General features: G+C 69.1%; 16 protein-coding genes. 6 read left to right on the plus strand and 10 right to left on the minus strand.

Annotation, left to right across the window (positions count from 1 at the left end; genetic code table 11):
* From ACFDTC_RS05030 to ACFDTC_RS05040, 3 genes are all read right to left on the minus strand, one after another.
* A partial coding sequence (locus ACFDTC_RS05030) for a tripartite tricarboxylate transporter permease (RefSeq protein WP_375257780.1) occupies positions 1 to 290 on the minus strand: 290 nt, incomplete at its 3' end.
* Between the two features lie 21 nt (positions 291 to 311).
* Complete coding sequence (locus ACFDTC_RS05035; RefSeq protein ID WP_375257781.1) at positions 312 to 749, minus strand: tripartite tricarboxylate transporter TctB family protein; 438 nt, start codon at positions 747 to 749, stop codon at positions 312 to 314.
* Positions 746 to 1,720, minus strand: coding sequence for a Bug family tripartite tricarboxylate transporter substrate binding protein (locus ACFDTC_RS05040; RefSeq protein ID WP_375257782.1), 975 nt, complete (start codon positions 1,718 to 1,720; stop codon positions 746 to 748). The genes ACFDTC_RS05035 and ACFDTC_RS05040 overlap by 4 nt, the downstream gene beginning before the upstream one ends.
* A 205-nt stretch (positions 1,721 to 1,925) precedes the next feature.
* Here ACFDTC_RS05040 and ACFDTC_RS05045 point away from each other — a divergent pair, with 205 nt between their 5' ends.
* Together ACFDTC_RS05045 and ACFDTC_RS05050 are read left to right on the plus strand one after the other, a co-directional pair.
* Entirely contained in the window at positions 1,926 to 2,894 is a 969-nt protein-coding gene (locus ACFDTC_RS05045; protein ID WP_375257783.1) for a hydroxymethylglutaryl-CoA lyase, read from the plus strand.
* Positions 2,891 to 4,102: a CaiB/BaiF CoA transferase family protein gene (locus ACFDTC_RS05050; RefSeq protein WP_375257784.1), complete on the plus strand. Its 1,212-nt coding sequence runs from the start codon at positions 2,891 to 2,893 to the stop codon at positions 4,100 to 4,102. The genes ACFDTC_RS05045 and ACFDTC_RS05050 overlap by 4 nt, the downstream gene beginning before the upstream one ends.
* A gap of 13 nt (positions 4,103 to 4,115) precedes the next feature.
* On the opposite strand, the gene ACFDTC_RS05055 is transcribed toward ACFDTC_RS05050, so the two are convergent.
* The 7 genes from ACFDTC_RS05055 to ACFDTC_RS05085 form a co-directional block, all read right to left on the minus strand.
* The gene (locus ACFDTC_RS05055) at positions 4,116 to 4,811 is read right to left on the minus strand and encodes an orotate phosphoribosyltransferase (RefSeq protein ID WP_375257785.1); all 696 of its coding nucleotides are present in this window, start codon (positions 4,809 to 4,811) and stop codon (positions 4,116 to 4,118) included.
* Between the two features lie 90 nt (positions 4,812 to 4,901).
* Entirely contained in the window at positions 4,902 to 5,858 is a 957-nt protein-coding gene (locus ACFDTC_RS05060; RefSeq protein WP_375257786.1) for a YeiH family protein, read from the minus strand.
* Positions 5,859 to 5,903: 45 nt separating this feature from the next.
* On the minus strand, positions 5,904 to 6,902 hold the full coding sequence (locus ACFDTC_RS05065; RefSeq protein ID WP_375257787.1) for a D-cysteine desulfhydrase: 999 nt from the start codon (positions 6,900 to 6,902) through the stop codon (positions 5,904 to 5,906).
* A gap of 226 nt (positions 6,903 to 7,128) precedes the next feature.
* Positions 7,129 to 8,748: an AMP-binding protein gene (locus ACFDTC_RS05070; protein ID WP_375257826.1), complete on the minus strand. Its 1,620-nt coding sequence runs from the start codon at positions 8,746 to 8,748 to the stop codon at positions 7,129 to 7,131.
* A 38-nt stretch (positions 8,749 to 8,786) separates the two neighbouring features.
* Positions 8,787 to 9,944 (minus strand): acyl-CoA dehydrogenase family protein, encoded by a 1,158-nt coding sequence (locus ACFDTC_RS05075; protein WP_375257788.1) that lies wholly within the window; start codon positions 9,942 to 9,944, stop codon positions 8,787 to 8,789.
* Positions 9,944 to 10,735 carry an enoyl-CoA hydratase family protein gene (locus tag ACFDTC_RS05080; RefSeq protein ID WP_375257789.1) on the minus strand — a complete coding sequence of 264 codons (792 nt, stop codon included), beginning with the start codon at positions 10,733 to 10,735 and terminating at the stop codon, positions 9,944 to 9,946. The genes ACFDTC_RS05075 and ACFDTC_RS05080 overlap by 1 nt, the downstream gene beginning before the upstream one ends.
* Complete coding sequence (locus ACFDTC_RS05085) at positions 10,735 to 11,202, minus strand: MarR family winged helix-turn-helix transcriptional regulator (protein WP_375257790.1); 468 nt, start codon at positions 11,200 to 11,202, stop codon at positions 10,735 to 10,737. Before ACFDTC_RS05085 ends, ACFDTC_RS05080 begins: the two co-directional genes overlap by 1 nt.
* A 358-nt stretch (positions 11,203 to 11,560) precedes the next feature.
* On the opposite strand from ACFDTC_RS05085, the gene ACFDTC_RS05090 reads away from it, so the two are divergent.
* Genes ACFDTC_RS05090 through ACFDTC_RS05105 form a run of 4 tightly spaced genes read left to right on the plus strand, consistent with a single transcriptional unit; the run spans position 11,561 to position 15,439 of the window.
* Positions 11,561 to 12,745: an ABC transporter substrate-binding protein gene (locus tag ACFDTC_RS05090; RefSeq protein WP_375257791.1), complete on the plus strand. Its 1,185-nt coding sequence runs from the start codon at positions 11,561 to 11,563 to the stop codon at positions 12,743 to 12,745.
* A 41-nt stretch (positions 12,746 to 12,786) separates the two neighbouring features.
* Positions 12,787 to 13,704, plus strand: coding sequence for a branched-chain amino acid ABC transporter permease (locus ACFDTC_RS05095; RefSeq protein WP_375257792.1), 918 nt, complete (start codon positions 12,787 to 12,789; stop codon positions 13,702 to 13,704).
* Positions 13,701 to 14,687, plus strand: a complete 987-nt coding sequence (locus ACFDTC_RS05100) for a branched-chain amino acid ABC transporter permease (RefSeq protein ID WP_375257793.1) — start codon at positions 13,701 to 13,703, stop codon at positions 14,685 to 14,687. Before ACFDTC_RS05095 ends, ACFDTC_RS05100 begins: the two co-directional genes overlap by 4 nt.
* Positions 14,684 to 15,439: an ABC transporter ATP-binding protein gene (locus ACFDTC_RS05105; RefSeq protein WP_375257794.1), complete on the plus strand. Its 756-nt coding sequence runs from the start codon at positions 14,684 to 14,686 to the stop codon at positions 15,437 to 15,439. Before ACFDTC_RS05100 ends, ACFDTC_RS05105 begins: the two co-directional genes overlap by 4 nt.
* The last annotated feature ends 23 nt before the right edge of the window (positions 15,440 to 15,462 follow it).

A 15,462-nucleotide genomic window follows, 5' to 3' on the forward strand; every position in this document is an offset into this window, starting at 1 on the left:
AGCGTCGTCATGATCGCCGGCTCGTCGCCGGGAATGTTGAGCAGGATCGAGCTGATCCGCCCGCCGTACATGCAGCCGAAATAGACCGCGCACAGCAGGATCATCGACGAGGTCGGATCGAAACCGAAGGCGAAGGTCAGCGGGATCAGCACCGCCACCCCGTTCACCGGCCCGAGCCCCGGCAGGGCGCCCAGCAGCGTTCCGATGAAGCAGCCCATCAGCAGAAGCCCGAGGTTGAGCGGCATCAGCGCGACGGCGAAGCCGTGGCCCAGTAGCGACAGGATTTCCATGCAAGGTCCCCTCGCCCTTCGTCAGTCCGCGACGAAGAGCTCTCCGAGAAAGTCGAGCGGCAGGCTCAGCACCTGATCGAACAGCGCCCAGAGCGCCGGCGCCATGATCGCGCCCAGAAGCACCGCGCGCCAGGGCGAGCCTCCGAGGATGATGCCGATGAGCGCCACCAGCGCGAAGGTCGCCAGCGGAAAGCCGATCGGCTCCAGCGCGATCGTGTAGCCCACGAGCACGGCCAGGGCGGCGATCTGCCGCCACATCCGCTGCGGGGCAGGCCAATCGACCTGCCCCGTGGGGAACACCACCAGCGACGCGGCCAGGATCATCATCGGAACGCCGACGATGACCGGGAACACCGTCGGCCCCAGCACGTCGCCGAAGGTGATGGCGTAGTTCCCCGCCTGCCAGGTGTAGAGCGCCGCGATCACGAAGATCACGACGCCCATGACCCTTACGCTCATTCGATCACGCCGATATCGCGCGAGATGTCCTCCATGATATCGGCCTGCTCACGCACGAAGGTCTCGAACTCGTCGCCACCGCGCCAGATCGGCACGAGGCCCGAATTGGTCGCCGCGGTCTGCCACTCTTCCGAGTTGTAGAGCGTCTCGAGCTTCTCGACCCAAGCCGCGTAGTCTTCGTCAGACACGTCGCCGCCGGTGTAGAGGCCGCGCCAGTTGTAGCCGGTCACGTCGATGCCCTGCGACTTCGCTGTCGGGATCTCGGGGAAGGCCGGGATCGGATCGTCGCTCAGCGCGGCGAGGATGCGGATATCGCCGGATTCCACGAAGCCCGCGATCTCGCCGAGGTCGGTCGAGACCACGTCGATCTGGCCGCCCATCATCTGCGTCACGGCGTCGGTGCCGCCGTCGAACTGCACCCAGCGGATGTCCGACAGCTCCTCGACGCCCGCCGCGTCGGCGACCATCAGAAGACGGATGTGGTCCCAGCCGCCCGCGCCGGACGAGCCTGCCGTGACCAGCGAGGTCGGATCCTCGGCCATGGCGGCGTTCAGTTCCTCGAGGCTCTGGATCGGGCTGTCGTCGTCCACCGCGATCACGCCCACGTCGGCGCCCAGCATGGCGAGGTAGCGCATCGTGTCGAGCGGGGCGGGATAGCGGCCCTGGGCGATCTGCGTCACACCCACGGTCGAGGTCGCCACGATCAGGTCCGCATCGTCGGCACGTTCGGCCGCGACCATTGCGAAGGCCACAGCGCCCACGCCGCCGGCCATGTTGGTGACCTGCACGTTGCCGTCCACCAGGTCGAGCTCGGTCAGGATGCGTCCGATCGTGCGGCAGGTGAAATCCCAGCCGCCACCGGGATCCGACGGCGCGATGCATTCGGTGGCCGAGGCCGGCGCAGCGGTGAACGTCGCGGCGGCGACCATGGCGGCGCCCAGCTTGGCGGTCATGAATGTGCGAAAGATCATGGGTTTCTCCTCCCAGTAAAGCCCGAGATGCAGGGAAGGGCATCCGCGCGATTTTTGCAAGAGACCATCCCGGTCAACGGCTCGGATCGGGGGGCGATCCGAGTGATCCTCCGCCTACGAACCGTGGGGTGCCGCCGCCCCTTGTCCTCGCGTTTTCCGGCGGGGCAGTATGCCGGCGAAAAGAGACCCGAGGAGGACACCGCCCATGGCCGCCACCGCCGCACCGACTGCCCCCGTGCCCGAAGGCGCGCACATCACCGTCTGCGAGGTCGGACCGCGCGACGGGTTCCAGAGCGAGAAGAGCTTCATCCCGACCGAGCGGAAGATCGAGATCGCCAATGCGCTGTTCGCGTCGGGTCTCAGGCACATGCAAGTGACGTCCTTCGTCAGCCCGCGCGCGGTGCCGCAGCTGGCCGACGCCGAGCAGGTCCTGGCCGGGATCGATCGCCCCGAGGGCGCCTTCGTCACCGCGCTGGTGCCGAACCTGCGCGGGGCCGAACGGGCGGCCGGTTGCGCGCTGGACGCGGTGCACACGGTGGTTTCGGCCTCGGAGACGCACAACCTCAAGAACGTTAACCGCCCCATCGCGCAGTCGCTGGCCGAGTTCGAGGCCGTGTTCGACCGCCTCCGGAAAGCCGGAATTGGCATCGAGGGCGGAATCGCCACTGCCTTCGGCTGTCCGTTCGAGGGCGTGGTCCCCTCCGAGCAGGTCGGCCGCATCGCGAAGCGGTACCAGGACCTCGGGGCGGACAGCGTCTCGCTCGGCGACACGACCGGCATGGCGACGCCGCTGACCGTGCGCGCCGCGATCCGCGCGATCCGCGAGGCGGCGCCGGGCCTCGAGATCCACCTGCATTTCCACAACACGCGCGGCGTCGGCCTCGCCTGCGTCATGACGGGCCTCGCCGAGGGCGTGACGCATTACGACGCGGCCGTGGGCGGTCTGGGCGGCTGCCCCTTCGCCGCCGGCGCCACCGGCAACATCTGCACCGAGGACCTGGTCTACCTGCTGCAGGAAAGTGGCTACGCCACCGGCGTCGACCTCGAGGCGCTGATCGGTGCAGGCCTGCTGACCCAGCAGGTGATCGGCCGCCCGCTGCCCGGACAGGTGATCAAGGCCGGCCCCCGGTTGAAGCGTTACGACCCCGCCCTGACCGCGACGGCGGCAGGATGACCGGCCTTCCACTTTCCGGCGTGCGCGTCGTCGACCTGACGCGCGTGCTGTCCGGCCCATTTTGCGCGATGCTGCTGGGCGATCTCGGCGCTGAGGTGATCAAGATCGAGACGCCCGGCGGCGACCCGGTGCGCAAGCAGGGCCATGTCCAGCAGGGTCTGTCGTGGTACTTCGCCGGATTCAACCGGAACAAGAAGTCGGTGGAATTGGACCTGCGCGCGCCCGAGGGCATCGAGGTGCTGGAACGGCTGCTGGCCGACGCGGACATCCTGACCGAGAATTTCCGCCCCGGCATCCTCGACCGCATGGGCCTGACCGAGGCGCGCCTGCACGAGATCAATCCAAACCTGATCGTCGTCAGCGTGAACGGCTACGGCAGCACCGGCCCCTATGCAGACCGGCCGGCCTTCGACTTCATCGCGCAGGCCATGTCGGGCTACATGGCGACCAACGGCACGCCCGAGACCGGGCCCCTGCGCACCGCGCCGCCGATCACCGACCTGGTCGCGGGGCTCTACGCCTCGCTCGGCGCGGTGGCGGCCCTGCGCGGGCGAGAGAACGGCGGCCCCGCGCAGCGCGTCGAAGCATCGATGATGATGTCCATGATGTCGATGCTGGCGTACCTGTCATCGGGCGCACTCGCCACCGGCCGGGATCCGGTGCCCAGCGGCAACGACCATCCCATCGCCTCGCCCTACGGGCTGTTCCGCGCCTCGGACGGCCAGATCGCCGTCGCGCCGTCGAACGACACCTTCGTGCGGCGTTTCCTGGCCGAGGTCGGGCTGGAGCATCTTCTGTCCGACCCGCGGTTCGTGGACAACGAGAGCCGCCTGCGCCACCGTGCCGAGCTGAACGCGCTGATCGACGCGGCGATGGCGGACGGCACACAGGACGAATGGATCGACCGTCTCAACCGCGCCGGTGTGCCCTCGGGCCGCGTGCAGTCGATGACCGAGGCGCTGGCCGATCCGCAGGTCGCGGCGCAGGAGATGGTCCTGCGCGTCCTGCACGAAGGGCACGGCGAGGTCGGCATGACCGGCTTTCCGATCAAGCTGTCGAAAACGCCACTGCATGTCCGGCACCCCGCGCCCGACCTGGGCGCCGACGGGATCGCGACGTTGCGCGCGGCGGGGCTGTCACAGCAGCAGATCGACGCCCTGATCGAGAAGGGCGTGCTCGGCCCCGGCAAACGGGCCGAACACACGTGACGATGCTGCGGGCTTAGGACGCGATGACCGTCGCGCCGCCGTTCCGACCGGACCATTCCAAGGGCGCGTGCAGGAACTTCTCGACCTCTCCCAGCGTGCCGGCGTCGAAATGGCCGCTGCGCTTGGCCTCTTCCAGCACGTCCCACCACGTCGCCAGCGTGTGCAGGCGGATGCCGTGCGACGACAGCGTGGCGCGCGTGTCCGGGAAGATGTCGTAGAAGAAGATCACCATCGTGTCCGACACCTCGGCGCCGGCGTTGCGGATCGCCTCGCAGAAGCGGATCTTGCTGCCGCCATCGGTGGTCAGGTCCTCGACCAGCAGCGTGCGCGCGCCCTCGGGCAGATGCCCCTCGATCTGCGCGTCGCGGCCGAAGCCCTTGGGCTTCTTGCGCACGTATTGCATCGGCAGGCCCAGCCGCTCGGCGATCCAGGCGGCGAAGGGAATGCCGGCGGTCTCGCCCCCCGCGACCGCGTCGATCCGCTCGAACCCGATGTCGCGCAGGATCTTCGAGGCCGCAAAGTCCATCAGCGTGGAGCGGATGCGCGGATACGAGATCAGCTTGCGGCAGTCGATGTAGACCGGGCTGGCCAGCCCCGAGGTCAGCTTGAACGGCTCGTCGGGCCTGAAGTGGATCGCGTCGATCTCCATCAGGGCGCGGGCGGTCAGCGACGCCATCAGCGCGTCGTCGGGAAAGGAGGTGGTGAGCATCGCGGCATCCGGTATCGTGAAGGCGCGATCGCCTTAGCACGCGACCCGCGGCTTCAATAGCCCAAACCGACACCGCGCGCGCCCGTGCCGTTACCCCAGGCCGATCCCGGTCACGAAGCCCAGCGCCAGCCCCAGCAGGAACAGCGTGTCGATCAGCAGGATCGCGGCATAGCGCGGATCGACGCGCGCGATGGCCGCCAGGCTGGTCTTCACCCCCAGCGCCGAGATCGCGATCACAAGGCACCAGCGCGACACGTCCGAGACGACCGCGATCACCGGCGCGGGCACCACGCCCAGGTTCGCCAGCACGGCGAGGCCGAGGAACATCACCAGGAACCACGGGATGCCCACCCGCTGGCTTTGCGCGCCGCGGAAGCTCAGCATCACCAGCATCACCACGACCGGCAGCAGCGCCACGCGCAGCATCTTGACGAAGGTCGCCTGCAGCCCGGCCTCTTCGCTGACCGAGTAGCCGGCGCCGACCACCTGAGCCACGTCGTGGATCGTCGTGCCGATCAGAAAGGCGCTTTCGGCGTCGCTCAGGCCCAGCCAGCGGAACAGCAGCGGGTATGTGACCATCGCCACGGTCGACAGGGTGGTGACGCCGATCACCACCAGCAGCGTGTCCTGCGCGCGGTCGGCCCGCTTCGGCAGGACCGAGGCGATGGCCAGCGCCGCCGAGGCGCCGCAGATCGCCACCGATCCGCCCGCCAGCAGGCCGAAGGCGAGGCGCCGGCCGAACAGGAACGACAGCAGGGCGCCGCAGGCCAGTGTCGCCATGACCAGCCCGACCACGGCGAGCGCCGGGACGAGGCCCAGCGCCTGCACGTCCTCGACCGCGAGGCGCAGGCCCAGCAGACCGACGCCGAGGCGCAGCAGCGTGGACGAGGCGAACTCGATTCCGCGTCCGCAGGACGGGCTTTCGGCGAGGAAGTGGAAGGCCATGCCGATCAGCAGCGCGAACAGCATCACCGGCGCGCCGTAGCTTTGGCCGAGGAAGGTCGCCGCGGCGGCGATCATGCCCGCCAGAAGCAGGCCACGCAGCATGTCCGGGCTCAGCGCGTCCCTCGCCTTTTCGACCCGCCCGCTCACCTAGCGCGCGAGCGCCCGGTCGTAGCCGAACAGCGCGGCGGAGCCACCGGTATGGATGAAGACGATCCGGTCCTCGGCCGTGAAGTGACCCTTGCGCACGAGGTCGATCAGGCCAGCGGCGCCCTTGGCGGAATAGACCGGGTCCAGCAGGATGCCCTCGAGCTCGGCGAACATGCGGATCGCCTCGATCCCGCCCGCGGTCGGGATGCCGTAGCCCTCACCCACGTAGTCGGTGTTGGCCACCACGTCGTCGCGCGAGACCACGCCGTGGCAGCCAAGTTTCTCGGCCGTCGCGACGGCGAGGTTGAAGACGTTCTCTTCCTGCTTGGCTTTGGGCGCGCGCACGCCGATTCCCAGCAGGGGGATGCCCGCGTTGGTGGCCTTGAGGCCGGTGACGAGCCCCGCCTGCGTGCCGGCGCTGCCGGTGGCATGCAAGATGTGGGACACGTTCAGCGCGCGGTCGTTGAGCTGGCCCAGCAGCTCGAAGGCGCAGTTGACGTAGCCCAGCGCGCCGGTGGGGTTCGAGCCGCCGCCGGGGATGGTGTAGACGCGGCGACCCTCGGCCTCGAGCCGCTCGGCCACGGCCTCCATCTCGGCGTTCATGTCGGCGCCGCCGGGGCGTTTCTCGGTCGTGGCGCCGTGCAGGTGGTCCAGCAGAACGTTGCCGTTGCCGTTGTAGTTCGGATCCTCGGAGCCGGTCCGGTCCTCGAGCAGCAGGTGGCAGTCGATCCCCAGCTTGGCGGCGAACGCGGCGGTCTGGCGGGCGTGGTTCGACTGGGTCGCGCCCTGGGTGATGACCATGTCGGCGCCGGCGAGCTCGGCCTCGGCCATCAGGAATTCCAGCTTACGGGTCTTGTTGCCGCCGGTCGACAGCCCCGTGCAATCGTCCCGCTTGATCCAGATCTCGGGGCCGCCGAGTTCGGCGCTCAGCCGGTCGAGGCGTTCGAGCGGCGTCGGCAGGTGGGCGAGGAAACGGCGGGGGAAGCGGGCGAGGTTCATCGGCGGTCTCCGGTCTGTGATCGGCCCTTGCCTAGCGCGGCGGGCGATGGAAGGCGAGGCGGTTTCGGCCGTCCGGGCCGGGGCGCCTGCGCGGGCAGAACCTGGACGGATTCAGGTGTCCCATGATGGGACATCAAGGCACCCTATAGAAATCAATGGCTTGCAGAGACGGATTCATCTCATCTTAACCGTTGACCCCGGCGACCCTGCCCGTGCGGAGTGGCCCTCAGGCGTCGGACTTGAGGCGGAACCGCTGGATCTTGCCGGTCTCGGTCTTGGGCAGCGCATCGACGAAGCGGACGGCGCGGGGATACTTGAAGGGCGCGATGGTGGCCTTCACGTGGTCCTGCAGCGCCTTGACCATCTCGGGGCCGGTGGCATGGCCTTCGGCCAGCACCACGTGCGCCTCGACGATCGCGCCGCGTTCCTCGTCGGGCTTGCCGACCACGGCGCATTCGGCGACGGCGTCATGCGCCAGCAGCGCGGCCTCGACCTCGGGGCCGGCGATGTTGTAGCCGGACGAGATGATCATGTCGTCGTTGCGCGCGGCGAAGTGCAGGTAGCCGTCCTCGTCCATGGAAAACGCGTCGCCGGTGATGTTCCAGCCGTCGAGGACATAGTCGGTCTGCCGCTCGTCGGCGAGGTAGCGGCACCCGGTGGGCCCGCGCACGGCCAGGCGCCCGACGGTGCCGCGCGGCACCTCCTGCCCGTCCTCGCCCACGATCTTCGCCTGGTAGCCGCCGACGGGCTTGCCCGTGCAGGCCGGCCGGTGGTCGTCGAAGCGGTTGGTGATGAAGATGTGCAGCATCTCGGTCGCGCCGATGCCGTCGAGCATCGGCTTGCCGGTCTTGGCGATCCATTCGTCGTAGACCGGCGCGGGCAGGGTCTCGCCGGCCGAGACGGCGGCGCGCAGGGACGACAGGTCGGCGCCCTCGTCCATCGCGCGCAGCATCACCCGGTAGGCGGTGGGCGCGGTGAAGGCGACGGTGGCGCGATAGGTCTCGATGATCTCGATCATGTTCGGCGGCGAGGCCTTTTCCAGCAGTGTAGCGGCCGCGCCGAAGCGCAGCGGGAACACCGCAAGGCCGCCCAGACCGAAGGTGAAGGCCAGCGGCGGCGAGCCCACGAAGATGTCGTCGGGGGTGACGGCCAGCACCTCGCGCGCATAGCCGTCGGCGATGGCCAGGATGTCGCGGTGGAAATGCATCGTCGCCTTGGGCGAGCCGGTCGTGCCGCTGGTGAAGCCCAGCAGCGCCACGTCGTCGCGGCCGGTGGGCACGGCGTCGAACCTGACCGATTTTTCCAGCGCGAGGCGGTCGAGCTCGGCGTCGTGGTTGGAGGTGCCGTCGAAGCCCACGACCTTCGTGAGGTACGCCGACTCCTTGGCGCAGGTCGCCATCTCGTCCATCAGGCGCGTGTCGCACAGCGCGAACTGGATCTGCGCCTTGTCGACGATCTTGCCCAGCTCGCCCGCGCGCAGCATGGGCATGGTGTTGACCACGACCGCGCCCGCCTTGGTCGCCGCCAGCCACGCCGCGACCATCGCGGGGTTGTTGGCCGAGCGGATCAGCACACGGTTGCCGGCCTTCACGCCGATATCCTCGACCAGCGCGTGGGCCAGACGGTTGGTCCAGTCGGCCAGTTCCTTGTAGGTCCGCCGGCGGCCGTTGCCGATCAGGGCGGTGCGGTCGCCGTGACCTGCCTCGACCAGCCGGTCGGTCAGCTCGACGCCGACGTTGAGACGGTCGGGATAGTCGAAGCCGTCGAGCAGGAAGTCGGGCCACTGGTCGACCGGCGGCAGGTTGTCCCGGGTGAAGCTGTCGGTGTGGGCCGAAGGCCCCAGCACGTCGTTCGCGGTCGTCATGGCCTGTTCCCCTGCTTCTGTCAGCGCGTGGCGGCGTCCAGCGTCTGGCGCGCGATGATGACCTTCTGCACGTCCGAGGCGCCTTCGTAGATCCTCAGCGCGCGGATCTCGCGGTAGAGCCGCTCGACGATGTGGCCCGAGCGGACGCCGTCGCCGCCGTGCAATTGCACCGCCGCGTCGATGACCTTCTGCGCCTCGTCGGTAGCGTAAAGCTTGGCCATCGCGGCCTCGCGGCTGACGCGGGGCGCGCCGCTGTCCTTGGCCCAGGCGGCGCGGTAGACCAGCAGCGCGGCCGCGTCGACGCGCAGCGCCATGTCCGACACGTGGCCCTGGACCAGCTGCAGGTCGGAAAGCGGCCTGCCCTGCACCTGGCGGTCGGTGACGCGGGCCAGCGCCTCGTCCAGCGCGCGGCGGGCGAAGCCGAGGGCGGCGGCGGCGACGGTGGTGCGGAACACGTCGAGCACCGACATGGCGATCTTGAAGCCCTGCCCCGGCTGCCCGATCAGCGCGTCCTTGGGCAGGCGCGCGCCGTCGAAGCGCAGGGTCGCCAGCGGATGCGGCGCGATCGTGTCGAGGCGTTCGGCGATGTGCAGCCCCGGCGTGTCGGCGGGCACGACGAAGGCCGACAGGCCCTTGGCGCCGGGCCCCTCGCCGGTGCGGGCGAAAAGTGTGTAGACGTCGGCGATACCACCGTTGCTGATCCAGGTCTTCTCGCCGTCGAGCACCCAGGACTCGCCGTCGTCGCGCGCGGTCATGGTCGAGTTCGCCACGTCCGAGCCGGATTGCGGCTCGGTCAGCGCGAAGGCCGAGATCGCCTTGCCGGTGCGGGTGAGCGGCAGCCATTTGGCGCGCTGGGCGTCCGAGCCGAAGAGCGACAGCGCCCCGGTGCCCAGGCCCTGCATGGCGAAGGCGAAATCCGCCAGCCCGTCGTGCCGCGCCAGCGTCTCGCGGCTCAGGCACAGGGTGCGCACGTCGAGCGGCTGCGGGTCGGCGGGGTCCGCCGCGGTGGGCATCAGCCAACCGTCGGCGCCCAGCCGTGCGACCAGATCGCGGCAGGCGGCGTCGGTGTCGTGGTGGTCGATGGCGCCGAGGGTGCCCGCCCAGGCGTCGAGCGCCTGCGCGTGGTCGCGGTGGCGCGGCTCGAGGAACGGCCAGTCGAGATAGGAGGTGTCGGCCATCAATCGCCCTCGAACACGGGTTTTTCCTTGGCGACGAAGGCGTTGTAGGCGCGGGTGAAGTCCTGCGTCTGCATGCAGAGCGCCTGCGCCTGCGCCTCGGCCTCGATCGCCATGTCGAGCGACATCGACCATTCCTGGTTCAGCATGGTCTTGGTCATCATGTGGCCGAAGGTCGGCCCGGCGACGAGGCGGCGGGCCATTTCCTGCGCTTCGGCATCCAGCGCGTCGGGGGCGATCACGCGGTTCCAGAAGCCCCAGGCGGCGCCTTCGTCGGCGCTCATCGAGCGGCCGGTATAGAGCAGCTCGGCGGCGCGGCCCTGGCCGATGATGCGCGGCAGCATCGCGCAGGCGCCCATGTCGCAGCCGGCGAGGCCCACGCGTGTGAACAGAAAGGCGGTCTTGGTCGCGGGCGTGGCGAGGCGCAGGTCGGACGCCATCGCGATGATCGCGCCCGCGCCGACGCAGACGCCGTCGGCCGCGGCGATGATCGGCACGCCGCAATTGATCATCGCCTTCACGAGGTCGCCGGTCATGCGGGTGAAGGCCAGAAGCTCCTTCATCGACATCTTCGTCAGTGGGCCGATGATGTCGTGCACGTCCCCGCCCGAGCAGAAGTTGCCGCCGTTCGAGCCGAAGACCACCGCCTTGACGCCGTCGTCGTAGGGGCGCGCGCGGAACCAGTCGCGCAGCTCGGCATAGCTGTCGAAGGTCAGCGGGTTCTTGCGGTCGGGCCGGTCCAGCCGCAGCGTCGCGATCCCGTCCTCGATGTCGCAGCGGAAATGCGTGGGCATCAGGCTTCCTCTTCTTGCGTGGTGACGGCGTCGAAGCGGGTGGCCAGCGCCTCGGCCTCGGCCTCGGTGAAATCGTCGAGCAGCGCGTCGATCCAGGCGGCGTGGGCGGCGGCCTGGCGGGCGAACTCGGCCCGGCCGTCGGGGGTGAGCCGCACCAGCGAGGCGCGCCGGTCGCCGGGCATGCGCACGCGCACCACGTGCCCGTCCTCGACCAGCCGGTCGACGATGCCGGTCACGTTGCCGTTCGACACCCGCAGCACGCCCGACAGCGCCGACATCTTCAGCCCCTCGTCGTAGCGCGCGAGCGCCGCCATCACGTCGAAGCGCGGCAGCGTGGTCGCGAACTCGGTCCGCAGGCGGTCGCGCAGCACGGCCTCGACCCGGCGGGTGCTTTTGAGCAGGCGCAACCACAGGCGAAGGCGGGCCTTCGACGAGGCGGACAGTTCGGGGCCGGGTCCGGAATCCATGTGTTGTGGTCTCCTGCCTGTGGCGCCCGACGCGGGCGTTCGCCGGCCTCCGCGGGCCGGCATCGCTCAACGCTAGGCAGCGCCAAAATTTGTTTCAAGCAAAAAATGTTTTGGCTTGAAGCATCGCCCGGAACCGGCCGCCTCACCCGCGCCCGACAGGCCCGAACATCCTGCGGTTGCAGGGCATTCGCGGCGCCGGCGCCCTCTGCTCAAGCCATCGGCAGAAAACGCTTGCGTCACGCCGCCAAAGGATTTCCGCTGCAGAAATGGCTTGCACGGCAGAATGCTTCAAGCCTTAAATATTCAAGCCACAAATATCCGCCCCGTCCAAGAGGCGCGGACTCACAGGGAGACCACCATGACCAAGACACCGCTTCTGGCCGGCACGCTGCTGACGCTGGCCGCCGCCCCCGCCCTGGCGCAGGACGTGCCGCCCGCGGCGCAGGACGACGTGCTGAAGATCGGCCTGATCTACACGCTGTCCGGCCCCGCCGCGGCGCTGGGAGAGCAGGCGCGCGACGGCTTCATGCTGGCCGCCGAGCAGATGGGCGACATCGGCGGGATGGAGACCGAGATCATCACCGTCGACGACGAGCAGCGCCCCGACCTGGCCGCCGACCGCGCCCGCGAACTGGTGCAGCGCGAAGAGGTCGATTTCGTCGTCGGGCCGATCTTCTCGAACATCCTGGTGGCGATCCACCAGCCGGTGACCGAGACCGGCACGATCCTGATCTCGACCAACGCGGGCACCTCGAACTTCGCCGGGGCCGAGTGCCACCCGAACTTCTTCGTGACGTCCTATCAGAACGACCAGAACCACGAGGTGATGGGCGCCTACGCACAGCAGCAGGGCTATCAGAACGTGTTCCTGATGGCGCCGAACTACCAGGCCGGGCAGGACAGCCTTGCGGGCTTCAAGAACTCGTACACCGGCGGCGTCGCGGGCGAGGTGTTCACCGAGCTCGGCCAGCTCGACTTCAGCTCGGAGCTGGCACAGATCGCGGCGTTCCAGCCCGACGCGCTGTTCACCTTCATGCCCGGCGGCATGGGCGTGAACCTGGTCAAGCAGTACGACCAGGCTGGGCTGAGCAGCATCCCGTTCCTGTCGGCCTTCACCGTGGACGAAACCACCCTGCCCGCCACGCAGGACGCGGCCGTGGGCCTGCTGGGCGGCCAGAACTGGGCGCCGGATCTCGACAACGAGGCCAACGCCGCCTTCGTCGAGGCCTTCATCGAGAAGTACGACTACGTGCCCGGCACCTACGCCATGCAGGCCTACGACGCGGCGCAGCTGATCCAGTCGGCGGTGCAGAAGCTGGACGGCGACCTCACCGACCGCGACGCGCTGCGCGCCGCGCTGAAGGAGGCCGATTTTGACAGCCCGCGCGGCGACTTCTCGTTCGGGGTGAACAACTACCCGGTGCAGGACTTCTACCTGGTCGAGGCGGTCAAGCGCGACGACGGCCGCTATGCCACCTCGATCCGCGAGAAGATCTTCGACGACTACGTCGATACCTACGCCGAACTCTGCGACATGCAGTGAGCGCGACCTGACGACACCCTGACCGGCGGGAGACCACGGCCATGATGAACCTGTTCGTGCTGCAACTGCTCAACGGCGTGCAGCTGGGCGTGCTGCTGTTCCTGATCGCGGCGGGCCTGACGCTGGTCTTCGGGATCATGGACGTGGTCAACCTGGCCCACGGGGTGCTGTACATGGTGGGGGCGTATTTCGTCGCCACGTTCGCGGCCCTCACCGGAAGCTTCTGGTGGGGGCTGCTGCTGATGCTGCCGGCGGCGGTGGCGGTGGGGCTGATCCTGGAATACGTCGTGATCCGAAGGCTTTACACCCGCTCGCACCTGGACCAGGTGCTGGCGACCTTCGGGCTGGTGATGATCGTCAACGAGACGGTCAAGATCGTCTGGGGCGTGTCGCCGCTGTCGGTGCCGCTGCCCGAGATCCTGTCCGGCTCGGTCCCGCTGATGGACCCGCTGCGCTACCCGGTCTACCGCATCGCGATCATCGTCGCGGGCCTTGCGGTGGCGGCGGGCCTGTTCGTGACGATCAACCACACGCGCATCGGCATGCTGCTGCGCGCGGGGGCGACGAACCGGGCGATGGTGTCGGCGCTGGGGATCGACATCGGCAAGCTCTTCGCCATCGTCTTCACGCTGGGCGCGGTGCTGGCGTGCCTCGCCGGTGCGCTGGTCGCACCCATCCTGTCGGTCGACACCGGCATGGGCGAAAGCGTGCTGATCCTGACCTTCGTGGTGGTGGTGATCGGCGGCATCGGGTCGATCAAGGGCGCGTTCCTGGGCGCGATCCTGGTCGCGGTCGTGGACACGCTGGGCGGCGTCTTCGGCCCGATCCTTTTGCGCGCGGTGCTGGATCCGGCCGCCGCGGGCCAGACGGGCCGCATGCTGGCGCCGATGCTGGTCTACATCCTGATGGCCGCGATCCTCTTCGCCAAACCCGCGGGCCTGTTCGGAGGCCGCGCATGACCGACGCCGCGATCTCCGCCCCCGCCCGCACGCCGGCACTGGCGCCACGCCTGAAGGCCGCGCTGGTGCTGTTCACGCTGTTCGCGCTGTTCCCGCCCGTGGTGACCGCGCTGGACGACCCGTTCCTGATCCTGATCGGCACGCGCATCCTGGCCTACGCGATCGCCGCGATGGCGCTGGACCTGATCCTGGGCTACGGCGCGATGGTCAGCTTCGGCCACGCCGCCTACCTCGGCTTCGGCACCTATGCCGTTGCGATCCTGTCGAGCTACGGGGTCCACGACATCCTGCTGCAGACAGCCGCCGCGATCGCGGTCTCGGCCGTCTTCGCCTTCGTCACGGGCGCGATCTCGCTGCGCACGCGGGGGGTGTATTTCATCATGATCACGCTGGCCTTCGGGCAGATGGCGTTCTTCTTCTTCATATCGCTCTCGGCCTATGGCGGCGACGACGGCTACGGGTTGCGGCAACGCTCGACCCTGTTCGGCTCGGACGTGCTGGAAAACGACTTCGTGCTCTACTACGCGACGCTGGTGGTGCTGATCGGGCTCTTCGCGCTGTGCCACCGCATCGTCGGCTCGCGCTTCGGCCGGGTGCTGACCGGCATCCGCGAGAACGCGACGCGGATGGAAGCGATCGGCTATTCGCCCTTCCGCTACCAGCTGACGGCCTTCGTGATCTCGGGCTGCATGACGTCGGTGGCGGGCGTCTTCCTGGCCAACCAGGCCGAGTTCGTCTCGCCCGCCTTCATGTCCTGGCACCGCTCGGGCGAGCTGATCGTGATGGTCGTCCTGGGCGGCATCGGCACGCTGGCGGGCGCCATCGGCGGCGCGGTCGCGGCCCTGCTGCTCGAGGAGTTCCTGGGCGCGCTGACCGAGCATTGGCGGCTGTGGTTCGGCCTGTTCCTGGTGCTGATGGTGCTGTTCTCGCCGCGCGGCATCACCGGGCTGATCCAGCAGATCCAGGCGGGGCGCGCACGATGAGCCGGCTGGTGGTCGAGAACCTCGACAAGAGCTTCGGCGCCCTGACGGTGACCGACAAGGTCTCGCTGTCGGTCGAGCCGGGCGAGCTGCACGCCATCATCGGCCCGAACGGCGCGGGCAAGACCACGCTGGTGGCGCAGCTGTCGGGGCAGCTCGCGCCCGATGCGGGGCGGATCATGCTGGACGGCCGCGACATCACCCGCTCGACCATGCCCGACCGCGTGCGGATGGGCCTCGCGCGCAGCTTCCAGATCACGCAGATCCTGCCCGGCTTCACCGTCCTGGACAACGTGGCGCTGGCCGTGCAGGCGCGGCAGGGGTCGAGTTTCCGTTTCTTCGGCAACGTCGCGCGCGAGACCGCGCTGAACGACGCCGCCATGGCCGCGCTGACCGAGGCCGGGATCGAGGACCGCGCGCGCGTCACCGCGTCGGAACTGAGCCACGGCGAGCACCGGCGGCTGGAACTGGCGATGGCGCTGGCCACCGGCCCGTCGACCCTGCTGCTGGACGAACCGCTCGCCGGCGTGGGCGGCGAGGAATCCGACGCCTTCGTCGCGCGCCTGCGGGCCATGAAGGGCCGCTTCACCATGCTGCTGATCGAGCACGACATGGACGCGGTCTTCGCGCTGGCCGACCGCGTCTCGGTCTTGGTCTACGGGCAGATCATCGCCACCGGCACGCCGGACGAGGTCCGCGCCGACCCGGCCGTGCGCACCGCCTACCTGGGCGAGGAAGAGGAGACGCCGGCATGAGCCAGCCCGCCGCTTCATCTTGG

Origin of the sequence: Citreimonas sp. (genome assembly GCF_042096055.1) — a bacterium.
Lineage (GTDB): Bacteria > Pseudomonadota > Alphaproteobacteria > Rhodobacterales > Rhodobacteraceae > Citreimonas.